This window comes from Streptomyces sp. NBC_01296 (assembly GCF_035984415.1).
Lineage (GTDB): Bacteria > Actinomycetota > Actinomycetes > Streptomycetales > Streptomycetaceae > Streptomyces.
Window position 1 is genome coordinate 1 of sequence record NZ_CP130720.1, and the last position, 15,851, is coordinate 15,851.

The window sequence follows — 15,851 nt, forward strand, 5'->3', positions numbered from 1 at the left end:
TGAGCGCTACGCGCTCAGGAGAGAACCGCCTCGCTGCGCTGGCGGGGCTCGGCTTCGCCGAGCCAGAGCTGGCCCTTCGGGCCAGTGTCCTGCGCTTCGCTCCGACAGGTTCGGGTTCCGCTGCGCTCCACCCGAACGGCCCGCTTCGCGGGCCTGGGTGACCCCGTTTCACGGGGTCCGAGCCTTCGGCTCGTTGGGGTGTCCGCTTCGCTCCCACCCCAGGCCTGAGGGCACACGCCCGACCAACCCCATACCGTCCAGGGGGACCTGAGGGCCGTTCAGGGCATCGACAGCTACGGCCGCCAGGTGGCCCGCGCCCGTGTAGTAGAGCGCCACCCCGGGGTCGGGGTACCGCTCCCAGATGGGCACTGCACTGCGGTCGTGATACCCGGCACACGACCGTGTGCGAGGTTCCGGGCCGCTGAGCGCTGCGGCCACCTCGTCCGGCCTCATACCGAACTCCAACGGCCCCACACCAACCAGCGGGCTCCACGCCCACTGCTCACGATCTCCGTCCTCTTTGACGTCCCACGGACCCAACGTCTTATCTCCCCGCAGTCAGGTGATCCTTCTTGTGCTGCTTCTCGAGCCCACTAGACCACCACATCCCCACCGCTCTGCCGGCAGCCAGGGCCACCACCCGCTCGGTGACTCAATCTGCTAGCCGGATAAGCCCGGGAAACGAGGTTGAGCACCACACCTGGTGCGGCGGTAGGGTCTGTCGACGACCAGTGAAACTGCACAGTTCCCAACCAACCTGCGCAGCGCGGTCAGGCCGACGAACACCGCAGGTCAGAAGACCAACGAACTCCGATGCTACGCAGATTCAGTGAGCCGACCCATCACCAAACCCGCTCACCCAAACTGCACAACCCCCAGGTCAGAGCCTTGACGACTGCTCAGCTTCACTGACCGGCGACAGAGACCGGACAACAACGGCCCACCCCGGACGCCGGCCGACCCGCCCCATAGACACCGCACCCCGCTGTCCAGCAACAACGCACACGATGACACCGAACACACCGCACCAGAATGTCACCACCAGGAGCCAACCCACCCCTGACCAGTACGAACGACACCCCACCCGCGATGACGACAACCGCAGCACCCCAGTGACAATCACCCGCGGTGTCGCACTCACCAGACAGCCTCCGAACAGGCACGAAACGCAAATTCGCGAGAACTCGACCCCCGCCGGCCGGACTCGCACAGGTGCCCTCGCACCCAACCAACCAGCCCGACTCCGGGCCCAAGGAAAGGATCACCAACGCGTCCACCCAAGCCGAGGCGAGCGAGACCACCGAGACCAACGCGCAGCAGCTGACGCGGCGGCGGCAGCGAGACGCACTCATCGGAGTGCTCGGCTTCGTCCTCGCCATCGGCGCGCTCCTGGCGGTACGGCTCGCACCGTCCTGGGCCAACCCCGTAGCCACCGGGGTCAGCACCGCCGGCGTATACGCAGCCGTCGTCGTCCCCTACCTCCTCCGACGCCGCTGAACGCACGCAGGCACATGCGCCGGCCCGGCAGGGGCGGCCGTCTGCCACGCGATCGGAACCCGCCATGCATGTTGCAAAAAAGGCGGTGCCCACCCGGCTTGTCCGGGTGGGCACCGCCTCACCGGCCGCAGGCGTGGCCAGCTCCTCGCGTCACGCCGCAACCGTGGCGCTGTGGCCGAAGGTTTCGTAGAACCAGCCCTCGTAGAGCTCTTCGCGCCAGGTCGATGCACGCCACCACCAGACGTCGTCGGGAGTGTCCGTGCAGGGCGGCCCCATGACCTTGTGCCAAGCGGTAAACCAGTCGGGAAGGTCCTTGGAAGTGACCTCGCAGGCCTCAAGGAAGCCGATGTACTGGCCGACATTGACCGGCAGCGCCCGGGCCGTGATGATCCGGTGGGCTGAACTGTGAGGCAGGACCCACCTCCCAGCCCGCTGGGACATCGTCCGGACCGGAGGACGCCCCGCATGCCCGTAGGCGTCCCTCAATGCCCGGCTCAGGTCCGCCTCGTCGCTGACAAACCGCGGCCGGGGCACCACGGTGGTGACCCGCGCCTCCTTCGCATGCAGAGCCACGGCATGCTGCGCCCTCCCGTGAAGGTGGAGCGCCTCCTTCTGCAGGACCGAGCTGGACTGGCAAGCGGCCAGAAAGGCCGCCACCAGCTCCCAGGCGGGCAGCGTCTTTCCAGAAGCTGCCCGCTTAAGGGCCGCGCTGGACCAGGCCGTGCGCCTGGCCAACGCCTCATAGGTGAGCGGCTTGCCTGACCCGCTCCGCGCCCGCGCGGCGCGGAGCAGCTCGGCGAGCTCGGCCCGTTCGGGAACCGTCCGGTCCGCAGGGGCTTCAGGGCGTCCCATGACCGCTGCCCCCTTAGACCCCGGTCCCCGATCCAGGGCTGAACGCCGCGCTCAACAGCCGACGCAGCAGGCCCGTCCCCCCGTCCTTTCCGTTGCCGCCCTTGACGTTCGCGGAGACCAGGACGACAACAGCGACCGCGCCGGCGCCGCCGAGAAGGGTAAGGGTGTCCCGCGCAGCCATGTGCGCGGCGAGGGTGAGGATGACCGCGGCTGCGAGAAACGCGGTGATCACGAGGGCGTGCGCCATACCGAAGCGCCCAGAAGAGATGGTGGGGGCCGGCGCCCCGTCGATCGGGCTCATTGAAGGCTCCTGAATCTGAGCGGCGACCCTGAGGTCGCCGCCCTGCTACTGGCTCCAATTGGCCGTTGATCACTGGGTGATTGGCGTCACCCGAGCAGCGATCAACAGTCCCTGAAACTCCAACGATCCCAGGTGCGCGACACGTTCGGACCAGCCGCAAAGTTGGCTCAGGATCCGTCTATGAGAGCGGATCTCAAAACTTCGCCCGGCTCATCGACCTGACGTGCGGTGATGTTCATCCTCACTGGTTGGCTCAACTTGGATCCCAACCGGAATCCTTCGTTCCAGGTCCCTTCAAGCTGAGGCTGGAACCCGAAAGCGCGGGCGGCCCATATATGGACAAGCTCTCGCTGGCGCCCTGACTGCTACTGGCTCCACCCACGGCAAACCAGGGACATGCTCGGTCATGTTGGCGCGTGACCAGCGCGAAGTCGATGACGCCGGACACGGCGTGCATCGACTTTCGCCATACCCACAACCACCCCGAAGCCGGAAACAGACCGATACCCGCCGACCCGGCCGTTTCCACCGGGCACGCCCGAAGCACACTGGCCGGATGATCGAGCGCCGCCCCCTGGGCACCGGCCCCCGCCCCACCACCGACACCCCGGCCACAGCCGGCCCCCGCGGCCGTCTCGCGGCTGAGCTGGCGCGCGAGCAGCCGGCACAGTCCTTCTCCGCCGAGGCACCCGCGCCCGCGTCCGCCCGTCGCCGTCTGGGCGCAGGGCCCGGTGCAGGCCGACCTGCGGGCGGGTGATCCGTCCGGCACGGCGGCTGTGCTGGGGTCAACCTCTATGTCCGGCTATCGCGTACAAAGAGGTGTCGGCGCGCTTGACAGGCTTGCCCACCGGTTCTGACCTGCACGAACCTCCATGATTGCGAACACGGGGGTCCTACCTGCGGCAGTACCTGCGAGGCAATGGCCGGTGCAATGGGCAGACAACGGTGGAGCCCCCTCCCGGTGCAACCCTCCCGACCGCGACGGACGGACAGGCTTGCCCGGGCGCCAGAACTCCACCAGCGGCCGCGCCGGAACTCACCGGCCATATCCGTAGTCACCACTACAGGAACGGTGAGTTCCTGTGCCGCAGGTCAGGGCACGTTGAGGACCTGGAGCTCACCGATCGCAAGGCTGGTGGCGCTCTCGCGGGTGGTGGTGAGTGTGCCGGTCTGCCCAGCGCCGGCCCAGGAGATCTCCCAGGTCGTGGTGGCAGTGACCGCGTAGCGGCCACCCGGCGCCTGGGCGCTGGTGCGGGTGTACATGTGCCCGCAGTCCGGTGACATCTGCTTCCCGAACTCGGCCGCGTACGGGGTGCCGGAGCCGGTGCAGGTGATCTGTGCGCCGTCGCCCATGGACCACACGACGTTGCGGACCCTGGCGGTCGCGGTGACCGTGACGGATCCGGCCGAGGCGGACGCCGTGGCCGGGCCGGTCCGGGCCGGGCCCGGCCGGTTCCACATCCACACCGGCTTCCCGACCAGGCCTTTGCCGTCGGGGCGCGGCACGATCCCGATGTCCGGGCCCTCCAGGCGCAGGCGTTCGACCGCCTGCTGTGCGAGCGCCTGGACGTCGACGCCGCCGCCGGCCGGGCCGGTGGCGGACCAGCGGATGCCGGCGCGGACGTCACCGTTCCCGCTGGGGCAGGTCACCAGGTACAGCGCCCCGCCGCCGTCACCCGGCTTCCACCCGGCCGGCGCCCCGGTGTTGAACCCGTCCGGAGCTGCGGGGGCGGGTCCAGCGCCTACCAGTAGCAGGAGTCCGCCGCGCTGAACGTCCCCATCTCGGGGGTGGAGCACGGCACCTCCATGCCGTCGATCGCGCACGCAGGCTTGCCCGCGCCGTCCCCGCCAGGCTTGCCCGCGCCGTCCCCGCCAGGCTTGTCCGGCTCCCCGCCAGGCTCGCCCGATCCAGGCTTGCCCGGGTCCCGAGCTGTGACATCGCAGTTCAGCTTGGCCGGCGGACACACCACCCCGCCGCCCGGCCCGTCCGCCGAGGCGGGGCCTGCCCCGGCCCCCAGGAGCACCACGGCCAGGGCACCGCCAAGGCGGGGGCCGATCAGCACGAGCGGTCCCGCGCGATCACGTACGTCACGAACTGCCAGCTCCCGACCGCCGGGCGGATGGCGGTAGAGGTCACCACGTGGCGGCGCGGCCCGCTGTAGGGCACCTCACGGCCCGTGGCGGTCTCCACCTCCCGCTGCCCGCTCGAGTCCGCGCAATCCGTCACCGTGGCCCGCAGCGGCGCCGAGGCGGTGTCCAGCACGGTCACCTTCGCGTCGCGGCGGACCGGACCCTGCATCACCGTCTTGCCCTGCTGGTGCCAGAACACCGTGGCCTGGATGTCCGCCAACGCCTTGTCCGTTGCGTAGCGGGCCAGGTCGGGGTCGACCTTCGCCCCGGCGTACGAGCGCTCCTCCGCAGCCGTCAGCGCCTTGTACGCCTCCAGCACCGCCGCCCGCTCCCCCGCGTCCGGATCAGCCGCCGACGGAGCCCCAGACACAGCCGGCACCGGCTGCACGGCCCTGCCGCCCGACGAACCGCCCCCACACCCAGCCAGCAGCCCCACAGCCGCCACACCACCCGCACCGCCAGCCAGCCCCGCACTACGCCTCCCTGACTCGTGATCACGCCACGCTAACGACACGCAGCCCCACGATCACCAGGAAATCCAGCCAGCCAAATCCCCCCACCCCCACACCACCCTCAACCCACTCCCCCTACCCCTACCCCCTCCCACCTAATAAGTCCGGCTAGTCACCACCCACAAAACAGGCCCTGACCAGAGGCGATGCAGGCAGACCTCAAGAACCGCCTCCCCCCATGTTTCCCCCCATAAGTCCCCCGATGATTCCCCCCATGTCTCCCCCCATGTCTCCCCCTCGGAGGACACGCCGGTCGACCACGCGCGGGCCACCAGGACAAGGTGGCGCCAGTCCGGCGACTACTACCGTACGGGACCCCTCCCGCGGTCCCGGAAGCGACAACCGGCCCCACCCCAGGCCAACCAGACGGGGGTTGCACCGGACGGTGCACCGGCCATTGCCCGCGCCGGCGGACCGGAAGGCGCACTGGAGGTTCTGCCGGAGGTGGGAACCCCCAGACCGGACACCACCCATCCCCCCCAGGTCAGCCCCCGCGGGAAGAGCGCTGGTACTTCTCGGGGCGGGGGAGGTTCCATCGGCGACCGCAGCGGGTCCTGCTCTTTCACGCTATTCCGGACATGCGGCAAACGACGAGGCCGCGTGGCTGCGGACGGCCCGGACGGCTACGCAGGCGCTGCATCGACAGCAATTCGGACGCGTCACCTCATGGGGCATCGCCCGCTACGGACCCCGTGACCTTCACGAAATACTCGCCATAGCCAAATTCAACGAGCCTCATCAACACGGCCTGAACGTTGATCAGATGCTCTCTTAGCCTCTCTGGATGCCTTGCGTGTCCTGAAGGACGAGTTTGATGTCGTCGACTACCGCGACCACAAGACCTGAACGGTGAGGCTCAACTGCCAGGTACCAGGAGCCCGGCAGGAGCTGGTCCCCAGGGGGCGAGGAAGCCTCTCCTTCCAGCGTGTACAACTGGCGGGGCGTCGGCACCGCGAACCAGAACGCCTCGAACGGCTCAGGTCCGGCGGACCGGCGGGGCAGAGATGGCCTGCTCATGCTCAGATCTTCCGGACCCGCCCCCGGGTATCCATATGCGCGGCTGAGGTGGTCGGGCAACTGGGCGGGCCCCTGCGGCTGCGCCCCGCCGAGGTGGTTCGGAAGCCGGTATGGCTGCGGCCTGCTGAGGTGGCTGGCTATCCGCTGGGGCTGCTGGGCCTGCTCGGGGGGAGCGGATGTGCGACCCGTGAGCAGGTTGGTCTGCCTGACGAAGGTCTCGTTCATGTCGGCGGCACCGTCGCGTACCAGCGCCAGAAGCATGTCGGCTTGCCCAGGCTGGAGAGTCCGTCCAATCACTTCATTGAGGAGCAGAGCTTCCCGGAGGGTCCACGTTGCATGGGTAAGGGGCGAGTCCATGCGCGCCGGCGCTTCGGCGAAGGGGATGCCGGGGATCGCCGCAAGGCGGAAGAGGGCGCTGGTGACATCACCGAGGAGCGTTTGCACCGTGGCGTCGAAGGAGGCCACTTCCACAGGCCGGTTGGCCGCAAGGTCTTGGACCGCGAGTTCCATGAACAGCGCCCAGGCCCGGGTGGCGATGCGGACGGTGGAGGTGGTCTCCAGGGCAAGTTCGGTTGTCCGGGCTTTCTGCTCGGCGGCCGCGGTTGCCGAGGTGGTCTTGTGTGCCCCACGCTGCAGACGTCCGGCGCTCCAAGCGCCAATCGTCGCGCCTCCCAGTACACCCAGCACTCCGTAAATCGCTTCAAGAGCAGCCACCGGGATCTCCCCCCTCCCCCGCGGCCCCGTCGGCGGGGGCCGAGAACACGATCACGCTACCGGCCACACCTCGCCCGCGGGCACCGTCCAGGTACTGAGGTTTTCGGGTTGTCATCGGGTAGTGACGGTTCATGATCCCTGCGGTATGCCGGTGAGGTGAGGTATCCAGAGGGTGGGGGCCTGACCGCTGAGCGTCGGGCGTTTCGTGAGGGGATCCGGCTTCAGGCCGGCGAAAGGTTCGCGGCGGGTGAGAAGACCGCGGTCATCGCGAAAGAGCTGCGGGTGAGTGTCCGATCGGTGGAACGGTGGCGTCGTGCATGGCGCGAGGGCGGCATGGAGGCCCTGCGCTCGGCGGGTCCCGCGAACTCCCCGACCGTCACCGATGCCCAGTTCGCTGTGCTCGAGGAGGAACTCGGCAAGGGCCCGTCGGCGCACGGCTTCGAAGACGAGCGCTGGACTCTGGTCCGGGTCCAGACGCTGATCCGTCGGCGTCTTCGGGTGAGCCTGTCGGTGGCGACGGTATGGCGGCTGCTGAAACGGCACGGCTGGTCCTGGCAGGCGCCCGCCCGCAGAGCCCTCGAGCGTGACGAGCACGCGGTGGAGCTGTGGAAGAAGGAGGTGTGGCCCCGGGTAAAAGGCTCGCGGCGGCGTCCGGTGCCTGGGTCGTCTTCGAGGACGAAGCCGGCTTCTCGATGACTCCGCCCCGTGCCCGCACCTGGGGCCGGCGCGGGCAGACTCCCGTCATCCGCGTCCGTGGCAGGTCCCGCCGCCGGACCTCGGTCGCCGCGTTGTGCTGCTACAAACCCGGTGAGAAGAGCCGTCTCATCCACCGCCCCCGCACCCATCTCCTGCTCAAGGGCGCACGCAAGAGCTTCTCCTGGAAGGACTACCGCGACCTGCTGGTGCGGGCACACATCCAGCTCGACGGCCCGATTGTGGTGGTCTGGGACAATCTCAACACCCACCTCACCGCCGGGCTGAAACGGTACGAGGCCGAGCACGACTGGCTTACCACCGTCCGCCTCCCGCCCTATGCGCCCGACTTGAACCCCGTCGAGGCCGTCTGGTCACTCGTGCGCAGAGCAATGGCCAACACCGCTTTCGCCACACCCGACGACCTCGACCGCACATTCCGCCGCGAGTTACGCAGAATCCAGCTCCGGCCCCACCTGATCGATGGCTGCCTCACCGCCACAGGCCTGGCTATCAACCCACCGACGCCACCCTGAAAACCTCAGTAACTGGGAAGACGCCCGCCGCGCCGCCCGTATGGCCGCCGGGCGAGGACCAGACCATGCCACTGCTGGCGGGTGCGCTCCTCGCCGCTGACCCACAGCACACCAGACGCGACACTGAGGGACAGGTCGGCCATGAGATGGCGGCGATTTCGGCGTAGGGGGCGTGGTCGGCGTCGGCGACGGAGGTCGTCGATGACGCGTGGGACGTCTGTACGGCGTGGTGGAAGGCGAGCGCGAGCTGTTGGCGGAGAGCCCGCAAGATCGTTCATGGAATGTGTGCCAGAACCCGCAAGTCGTGTACAAAACCACCCCGACGAACGGCGAGCGACAGGGTCCCCGGATGACTCACCGGCTCTGGCACCCGCGCCTCGCTTCTGTCGACCGGTGAGCACGCTGCCAGTCACCGGGCATGCAGCGGTGTGGGGGGCTGGTGACTTTGGAAGATCGGTCATGACCGATGACCGATGGAGGTCGGATCGGTCACCGGTCACCGGCCCTCCTGACCATCGGTCATCGGTCAAACCACAGGTCAAACGCGTGTGGCTACTGGACCGGTCACGGCGGAAACAGCCGAGCACGACCACGTGCCGGGCCTCGCCCACGCCGACCGCTCGCGTCGAGTGGGCTCCCGTTTCGGCGTGCCGGTGACCGGCACCGGTGAGGTGATGGTCGGTCACTCACCGATTCAGTCACCGGTCGCGCCGCCTCCGGCCGGTCAGGCCATGACCAGTCACCGGGTACCCGGCACGTCACCAGTCACCAGTCGTCGGTCACCCGTCTCGGAGTCATCGGTCATCGGTCACCGGGCCATCGGCCGCGCGGGGTGGTCAGCTTCAGACCGAGCGGAGGTGGGCGCGCCCCTGCTGTCGGCGCTGCTCGGTGAGGTGCTTGCCGGCGTCGATCACGCGGCGCTGACCCGTCTTGGCCGATACTCCCAAGCGGCGGCCCACCTCTGCTCCGGAGAGTTTCACGCCGGTTTCCTCGGCTTCGGCGAGCCAAGCGGCGACGGTGAGGATCTGCTGCTGCACCGGATCCAGGGCAGGCTCCCCGGTCTGCTGCTCCGGGAGCCGGGCAGCGGCCGCAGCGGTGTCGGTGACCGTCGCCTCCAGTGCTCGGTCTCCCCCGCAGGCGCCGGGACCGGATCGGTCAGTACGTCGAGGGACGTCTGCTGACGTCCTGCCGCCGACAGCGGGGCACCGGCCGAAGCCGCTGGCGCCGGCACCCGACCGGACACCAGGGCCTGCACAACGGACGCATAAACCTCGCCGCGGGCCGAGAGGGCTTCAAAGAAGGGGTGGGGTTCACCACCGTGACCGGTCACCGAACCCGTATCGGTCAGAGCTGTCCGACTGCCGGGGAAGCGGGCCAGCAGCTCCTCCATCTCTGTCGCGGGCAGCGGCCCACCGGTCACCGGGTCCACCACGCCGTACGCCTCGGCCAGGTGCACGGCGAAAGCGGCGGCATCAGGGGCCGCGCCGGTGCGCGCCGCGTAGGAGCGGCAGGCCTCCCAGAGCTCCGCCTCCGTCATGCGGATCGGCTCAGCGGCCACCGGAGCGACCGGCTGCGTCGGGGCTCGCGCTCCCTGGAATTCGGGACCGTACGGGTGGCCCTGACCGAACTCGTCGTGTGCGGGGTCGATATCCGGGTGTAGCACGTGGGCGAGGCTCTCATCCCTATCTGCGGGCTCTTCCATGGCCTGCTCCCCCAATACAGCTGGCACCCCGACCGGGACGTCCTGCGGTGCATCGGCCCGCTCTACCGTCACGTGCCCGGCAGACTCCGGCGCCGGGGGCAGCAGCATCGGGTCGATGCCCGCCGCCGCCAGGCCCTCCGGGGCCGTCTGGGAGAGGGGGACGCCGATCCGGGCCAGCCGGAGCGGCATCAGCGCCTCCACCGGGGCCTTGCGGCGCCACGCCCGCCCGTACCGGGCCTGCAGCCGCGCCTGGTAGATCAGCCGGTCCTGCTCCATGCCGACCGTCTGCTCGTACGACCGCAGCTCCCACAGCTTCATCCGGCGCCACAGCTTGAACGTCGGGAGGGGGGAGAGCAGCCAGCGCGTGATGCGCACGCCCTCCATGTGCCGGTCCGCGGTGATGTCCGCGATCCGGCCCACCGCGTGCCGGGCCGCCTCCACCGTGACCACGAACAGGATCGGGATCACGGCGTGCATGCCCACACCCAGCGGGTCCGGCCAGGCCGCCGCGCCGTTGAACGCGATCGTCGCCGCGGTCAGCAGCCACGCCGTCTGGCGCAGCAGCGGGAACGGGATCCGGATCCACGTCAGCAGCAGGTCCAGCGCCAGCAGCACGCAGATGCCCATGTCGATGCCGATCGGGAACACCAGCGAGAAGTTCCCGAACCCCTTCTGCAGGGCGAGCGCGCGGACCGCGGCGTACGAACCGGCGAAACCGATCCCCGCGATGACCACGGCTCCTGCGACCACGACGCCGATGAGTATCCGGTGCGTACGAGTCAGCTGCATGCGCGTAGGGCCGCCTCTCCATGATCGGGTCTGCATGCTGATCACGATCACCGTCTCATGTACGGCTGACAGTTGGACCGGATTCCGGCCCCAGGGCGTTTTCTGCGCAGACCGGACGCTCGGACCTGCTGGGAAGGCGTCCCCGGGCGGCCTTTCGCAATTCGAGTGCTTCTGCGCGCCCATGGGTTCCGTTGTTGCAGGTCAGCGCTGAAGTCAGGGCCCCAGCGTGCATCTGGTATCCCAGTCGGGGATGGCGTCCATCAACAACCCTAAGAACAACCATGGTTAATGTGATGTACTGGTTCGCACCAGAAGACAGGGAGGGGTCCACATGCCGTTGCAGCGATGGCGCGACCTGGCCGACCGCTTGGCGGAGCGCATCGAGTCGGATGAGTTTCCGCCCGGTGCGAAAATGCCGACCACCGTGGAGTTGATGGCTCAGGGAGAGTCAAAACCGTCCATTGAACGGGCCTACCGGGAGCTCGTCGACCGTGGTTTCGTCGTGCGCAAGCCGCGAGTTGGGACGGTTGTTCGCAACCGCTCTCGCGTTCGCGTCCCGTTGAGCCGCTACGGTGCTGTACTTCGCCCGGGTGGGGACAAGGGGCCGTGGGAGACGGCAACGACCGCGGTGGGTCTGGAGGGCAGCGTCGTTGCCTTGTCCATCGAGCGGATCTCCGCTCCGAGGGAGATTGCCTCGTTGCTCGAGATTGAACCCGGCTCTCCTGCTGTTCGCCGCAGCAGGCATGCCGTGATCGACGGGGATGTCGTGCAGGTCCAGGACGCCTACTATCCGGCCGAAGTGGCTGCCGCGGCCGGACTCGATGAGCCGGGCAAGATCGTCGGCGGCGTGTTCGGGGCCATGACCGCAACTGGGCTGGATCCCCAAACCGCGAGCGAGACGGTGACAGCCCGGCCGCCGACGAAGGCAGAGGCCGCGGAACTCGGCATCGGGGAGCGGGTACCGGTCTTGTGTATCGAGCGTGTGGTGCGCAGCGGCAGCGGCCTCGCACTGGAAGCCCTACGCGTGGTGGGCGCTGCCGACCGTCTGGAGCTGCACTACGGGGAGTTGCCGCTGGCCGGCGGGGTGCCGTAGCGGGCCGCGAAACCTCACCGGTGACTCACCGGCTGCGCCGTTGCCCGGCTGTGATGCCACATGGGGCGCATCGGTGACCAAGCCGGTGGCATCGGCGCCGTTTTGTAGGGCGTGAGGATTCGCCCGAACCGAACGAGCCCCGCCACAGGTGGCGGGGCTCGCAGGTCCTCGTACAGGCCTGGACCGCCTGCGCGGGGAAGAGCACCTAGTTGCGTGAACTGAGAGGTGCGCTGAGCCATGAGCTTATGCGGAATCATCCCGAGGGCGCCACACGCCCCCGTACACGGCATCAACGGGTTCGCCCTGGATGTGGTGGTGCACGGTGGCGCTTGAGCCAATCCTGTGGGCTTTGCATGACAGCCCCGTGAACAGTACGACGGACCGGATGCTGCTGGCCGGCCTGGCAGAGAAAGCCGATCCGGACGGCACCAATGCCTTCCCGTCGCGGCGGACGCTGGCCCGGATCGCGCTCTGCGACGTCAAGACCGTGCAGCGGCGTCTGGCCTGGCTCGCCGAGCGGGGTGTGATCACGCTGGGAGACCAGGAAGCCGCCCGGTACATCCCCGCGCACGCCCGCCCCAAGGTCTACGACCTGCAGATCCCGGCAGCCTGGTACGGCCCCGAACGACTGACACGGGTCAACGAGGACCGGGCACACCGCGGCCTGCCCCCACTCACACCGCACACCCGCCCCACACTGCCACCCGCCCCACCGCGAACAGAACGCAGCGACAAGGGAAAGCCACGCCCCCAGGGAGGGGACTCTCAGTCCCCTCCCGCAAAACCCCTCGAATCCGGCGGACGGGGGGACTCTCAGTCCCGAGGAAGGGGGGACTGTCAATCCCCGCAGGGGGGACTGGCAGTCCCCCAACCCTCCCCTATAACCCTCCCCTCTCAAGAAACCCCGACAGCGCCTGCGGCGCGTAGCGCCGATGACGCCCGCAGGGCCACAACAGGTAGTAGCCCGCGACGGGCCAGCGGCTACGCCGCGTCCCGAGGCGCTGGCACGCCCATCCCGGCAGCCAGGTCACCGAAGACGACCCGGATACGGATGTCGCCGGGACTGGATGACTCGGTCAGAGCCGTTGAAGCGGGATGGCCGCGAGAGCTAGCAGCTCTGCTGCCGCCCCACCCCCCGGCAGTGCTGCGTGAGGCGATCCTGCACGCCCTGGACGCAGGACGGACCCCCCAGCAGCTACTCGAGCGGATCCAACGCCGTTGGTGGACGCACGGCTACGCCCGCGCTCTGGCCGAAGGAGAGCTCTCCTCCCCCGTCGGAGTCGCAGTCGGGCTGGTGCGCCCGTCCACAGACTGCCCGGACCCGATGTGCGAGGACGGCACAACCCTCCACCTGGACGACGCATGCCCCAAATGCGCAGAACGCCGGGCAGACCGCCGCCAGCGCCCAGTGACCGCACAACGGGGCAACGCCGCGGAGCTCCGGTGGTGGGAATGCGACGGCGAGGACTGCTCGGCAGCCGGCAAAGGACCACGACCCGACAACGGGCTGTGCCGGCAGTGCCGGGACCGGGCAGAGCAGACCGAGATCCAGCGCGCGACGGCAGGACTCGTCGCCGAGGCCGAGACAGCGCAGGAAGCCGAACGGCTACGACAGGCAATCCGGTGGGAACGCATGCTCGATGAAGCCCATGCCGAGCATGCCGAGCGGTCCCGCTCAGCTCAGGACCATGCCGAAGCCGAACAACGCGCCGCCACCGAGGCCCAGGAAGTACGCCGACTACGGGAACAACTCATACGGGAGCACCCCGAACTCGCGGCCTACGCCCAACAACAAACATGACCGCCACAACCCCGAACACGCTGCTGGCGCATGGACTACGTTACGGCCTCGGCCTCCGCCATGACAGCACCTCTGCACCTCCGGCAGATGACCATAGACATGCAAAGCGCCTAAGAACCTGCAGGCCACGAAGGGGGCTCCCCGCCGACCCGCCGTCGGGGCCGCGGGTGTTCCGAGATCCAGCGAGATCGTCTGGACCGGCGACGGGTCCTCTCCGCCAACGCGGGGTGTTCCCAGCGTGAGGCGGCTCCCGCACTGGGCCCGTAGTCCTGCCCGCCGACGCGGGGGTGTTCCAGGCGGCGACCCTGTCCCCAGGCTTCAACCAACCCCGTGGAAGGCCGCGCTCTCCTCGACCGCTTGCTCCTGGCCATGACACCTCGGAGCGCCCGCGAACTCCGGGCAGTCCTCAGCAAGTACGACGCTCTCTGGATCACCCCTTACCGCATATCTCACGGATCGTCGTTGAGGAGGCATTCCCCCGCGGAGAGTCACGACTTTCGTTGCGGACAAAAGTCGGGGGCCTCCGCGGCTCCTACTGGATGCTCCAGCGGTGCGGGTGTCCGGGGTCGGCGGGGCAGGCGAAGACGTTGACTTCGCCGTGGTTGCCCACGACGACTCCGGTCGGTTCGGCGGCCTGACGTGGGGGCAGGCCCTGTTCCTCGAGAGGCGCCCAGCTCTTGCTGCCTCCGTCCCATTCGGACGTGTCGACGGTCAGCAGGAGGTGCATCGGCGTGGTGCAAGCGCGGCAGTCCATCGGGGAGGGATCGGTGAGGTGCCAGGAGGCGAAACCGCCGACGCGCCAGCCGGGCGGGATCGACAGGTCGTACTGGTAGCCGGGGAGTTCGGCCACGCCGTCCTCGTCCTCTTCCTCAGCCGCCTCTTCCAGGGCCTCCTCCCATGCGTCGATCCGCGCGCACAGCTCCTCGGGCAGGAGCCCGGCGAACGGATACGTCACCACCTGCTCCGGGTGCAGCACGCACGGCTCGGGCACGTACCCCTCGTAGCCGACGACCGGCGGCTGCGGCGGCTCGGCCAGCACCTCGCCGACCTCTGCCGAGTTGCGCCAGCGCAGGCGGAGCAGCATGCCGTAGCGGGTGGGGCCGTGGGCGTCGAAGGGGCACCAGAACATCTGGAGCAGGTCGCATCCGTCCGGCCCGGCCGGCAGATCGGGGAGGTCTCGGCGGTAGAACTGCGCGACGCCGAGCATGGGCAGCGGGTTGGTGTCGTTCAGGTCGGGCACGCGATGCTTGCGGCCGAGCGTCTCTATGAGCTGCCGCTCGTCGTCGGTGAGACCCTCGTACGGCTGTCTCGCCCGCGCGGCCGCCCAGATCTGGCGTTCCCGGCGGATGTCCTCGATACTCCGTCCGCGGCCTCGGCCGTGGGCCTCCCTGCATACCGGCCAGGGCTCGTTCGCCGGCCACAGCATGGGCCCTCCCACCGAGCTCTGCGACAGGTCCGGAGCGCCCGCCCGCGGGTGGAGGCGGGTGGTCGTGCCACGGTACGCGGCCAGTTCCGGGAAGAGCGCCTCGACATCGAGCGGGCGCGGCGGTGTCGTCCTCGTCATGCAGGCGACCCTAGCGACCCTCGAGGTGACCGGGCACCCCTCTCTCCCGTCGTCTCCCGGTTGCTGGCGGGGGGACGGCGGCCTGGCAGGCGCGCCCCGCAGCGAGACCTGTACGTGAAGCTGCCACTTCACGGTGAAGGTGAGCTGGCGGGGCTGTTGACCTTGCGGCTTCGAAGGTGACGGTCGAAGAGATCCGTCGGCTGATCACTCGGTCGGTACGTGCGCGGAACGGTGCTGCCGGCCAACGTCGCGGCCGCCGACCTCGGCTTACCCGCGCGAGACTGCTGCCGCGGGCCTTCCGGATCTGGCCGATGCCGGAACAATGGCCCAGAACGGGCGCCACATCGCGGTGCCTCATGCGTCGGATGAGCGACACTCGCGGGCACGCCACCTGGCCGGCCGGTTCCTCCATCAGATCGCGTCCCAGCCTTACCCTCCCGCATGCGCATGGCCCTTGGCCACCTCGAGGATGAGGGATGGATCGGCCGGAAGGCAGGGCGGAGCCGTGTGGTCCTGCCTTCCGGGTGGCTGCTTGCCCCGCCCCGAACGGCGGCCCCTCCAACCCGCGCAGCGGGCACGGTGGGCCTGACCGAGTCCGAGATCCGGGATGCCGTCAGGTCGGCATACACCCGGTGGCGCAGTCGGCACTT

General features: G+C 69.1%; 13 protein-coding genes and 1 pseudogene. 5 read left to right on the forward strand and 9 right to left on the reverse strand.

Annotated features, from left to right (window positions below; all coding sequences use genetic code 11):
- Positions 1 to 1,212: 1,212 nt before the first annotated feature.
- Complete coding sequence (locus OG299_RS00005; RefSeq protein WP_327359893.1) at positions 1,213 to 1,497, forward strand: hypothetical protein; 285 nt, start codon at positions 1,213 to 1,215, stop codon at positions 1,495 to 1,497.
- 150 nt (positions 1,498 to 1,647) lie between these two features.
- Here the strand turns inward: OG299_RS00005 and OG299_RS00010 are convergent, their stop codons facing one another.
- From OG299_RS00010 to OG299_RS00035, 6 genes are all read right to left on the reverse strand, one after another.
- Entirely contained in the window at positions 1,648 to 2,349 is a 702-nt protein-coding gene (locus OG299_RS00010; protein ID WP_327359894.1) for a helix-turn-helix domain-containing protein, read from the reverse strand.
- A 13-nt stretch (positions 2,350 to 2,362) separates the two neighbouring features.
- Positions 2,363 to 2,650: a hypothetical protein gene (locus tag OG299_RS00015; protein WP_327359895.1), complete on the reverse strand. Its 288-nt coding sequence runs from the start codon at positions 2,648 to 2,650 to the stop codon at positions 2,363 to 2,365.
- 1,092 nt (positions 2,651 to 3,742) lie between these two features.
- Positions 3,743 to 4,300 (reverse strand): ATP/GTP-binding protein, encoded by a 558-nt coding sequence (locus OG299_RS00020; protein WP_327359896.1) that lies wholly within the window; start codon positions 4,298 to 4,300, stop codon positions 3,743 to 3,745.
- 92 nt (positions 4,301 to 4,392) lie between these two features.
- Positions 4,393 to 4,713 (reverse strand): hypothetical protein, encoded by a 321-nt coding sequence (locus tag OG299_RS00025; protein ID WP_327359897.1) that lies wholly within the window; start codon positions 4,711 to 4,713, stop codon positions 4,393 to 4,395.
- Positions 4,707 to 5,150, reverse strand: a complete 444-nt coding sequence (locus OG299_RS00030) for a hypothetical protein (RefSeq protein ID WP_327359898.1) — start codon at positions 5,148 to 5,150, stop codon at positions 4,707 to 4,709. The genes OG299_RS00025 and OG299_RS00030 overlap by 7 nt, the downstream gene beginning before the upstream one ends.
- Before the next feature lie 913 nt (positions 5,151 to 6,063).
- Entirely contained in the window at positions 6,064 to 7,023 is a 960-nt protein-coding gene (locus OG299_RS00035) for a hypothetical protein (RefSeq protein WP_327359899.1), read from the reverse strand.
- Positions 7,024 to 7,179: 156 nt separating this feature from the next.
- Between OG299_RS00035 and OG299_RS42515 the strand changes: the two genes are divergently transcribed.
- Positions 7,180 to 8,252 (forward strand): IS630 family transposase gene (locus OG299_RS42515; protein ID WP_442817461.1). Its coding sequence is split into 2 segments (ribosomal slippage): positions 7,180 to 7,626 and positions 7,629 to 8,252, totalling 1,071 coding nucleotides; the frame shifts between segments, so codons are not numbered across the junction.
- An 842-nt stretch (positions 8,253 to 9,094) separates the two neighbouring features.
- Here the strand turns inward: OG299_RS42515 and OG299_RS00050 are convergent.
- Both OG299_RS00050 and OG299_RS00055 read right to left on the reverse strand, forming a co-directional pair.
- Positions 9,095 to 9,232, reverse strand: coding sequence for a hypothetical protein (locus OG299_RS00050; protein WP_327359900.1), 138 nt, complete (start codon positions 9,230 to 9,232; stop codon positions 9,095 to 9,097).
- A complete protein-coding gene (locus tag OG299_RS00055; RefSeq protein WP_327359901.1) occupies positions 9,229 to 10,743 on the reverse strand; it encodes a DUF2637 domain-containing protein in 1,515 nt (504 codons plus the stop codon). The genes OG299_RS00050 and OG299_RS00055 overlap by 4 nt, the downstream gene beginning before the upstream one ends.
- Positions 10,744 to 11,074: 331 nt before the next feature.
- Between OG299_RS00055 and OG299_RS00060 the strand changes: the two genes are divergently transcribed.
- The 3 genes and pseudogenes from OG299_RS00060 (at position 11,075) to OG299_RS00065 (ending at position 13,637) form a co-directional block, all read left to right on the forward strand.
- Positions 11,075 to 11,836, forward strand: a complete 762-nt coding sequence (locus OG299_RS00060) for a GntR family transcriptional regulator (protein ID WP_327359902.1) — start codon at positions 11,075 to 11,077, stop codon at positions 11,834 to 11,836.
- A gap of 307 nt (positions 11,837 to 12,143) precedes the next feature.
- A pseudogene (locus tag OG299_RS42520) lies at positions 12,144 to 12,347 on the forward strand (helix-turn-helix domain-containing protein); the annotation flags it as partial.
- 630 nt (positions 12,348 to 12,977) lie between these two features.
- Complete coding sequence (locus tag OG299_RS00065) at positions 12,978 to 13,637, forward strand: hypothetical protein (protein WP_327359903.1); 660 nt, start codon at positions 12,978 to 12,980, stop codon at positions 13,635 to 13,637.
- A 532-nt stretch (positions 13,638 to 14,169) separates the two neighbouring features.
- On the opposite strand, the gene OG299_RS00070 is transcribed toward OG299_RS00065, so the two are convergent.
- Positions 14,170 to 15,201, reverse strand: coding sequence for a hypothetical protein (locus tag OG299_RS00070; protein WP_327359904.1), 1,032 nt, complete (start codon positions 15,199 to 15,201; stop codon positions 14,170 to 14,172).
- Between the last annotated feature and the right edge of the window lie 650 nt (positions 15,202 to 15,851).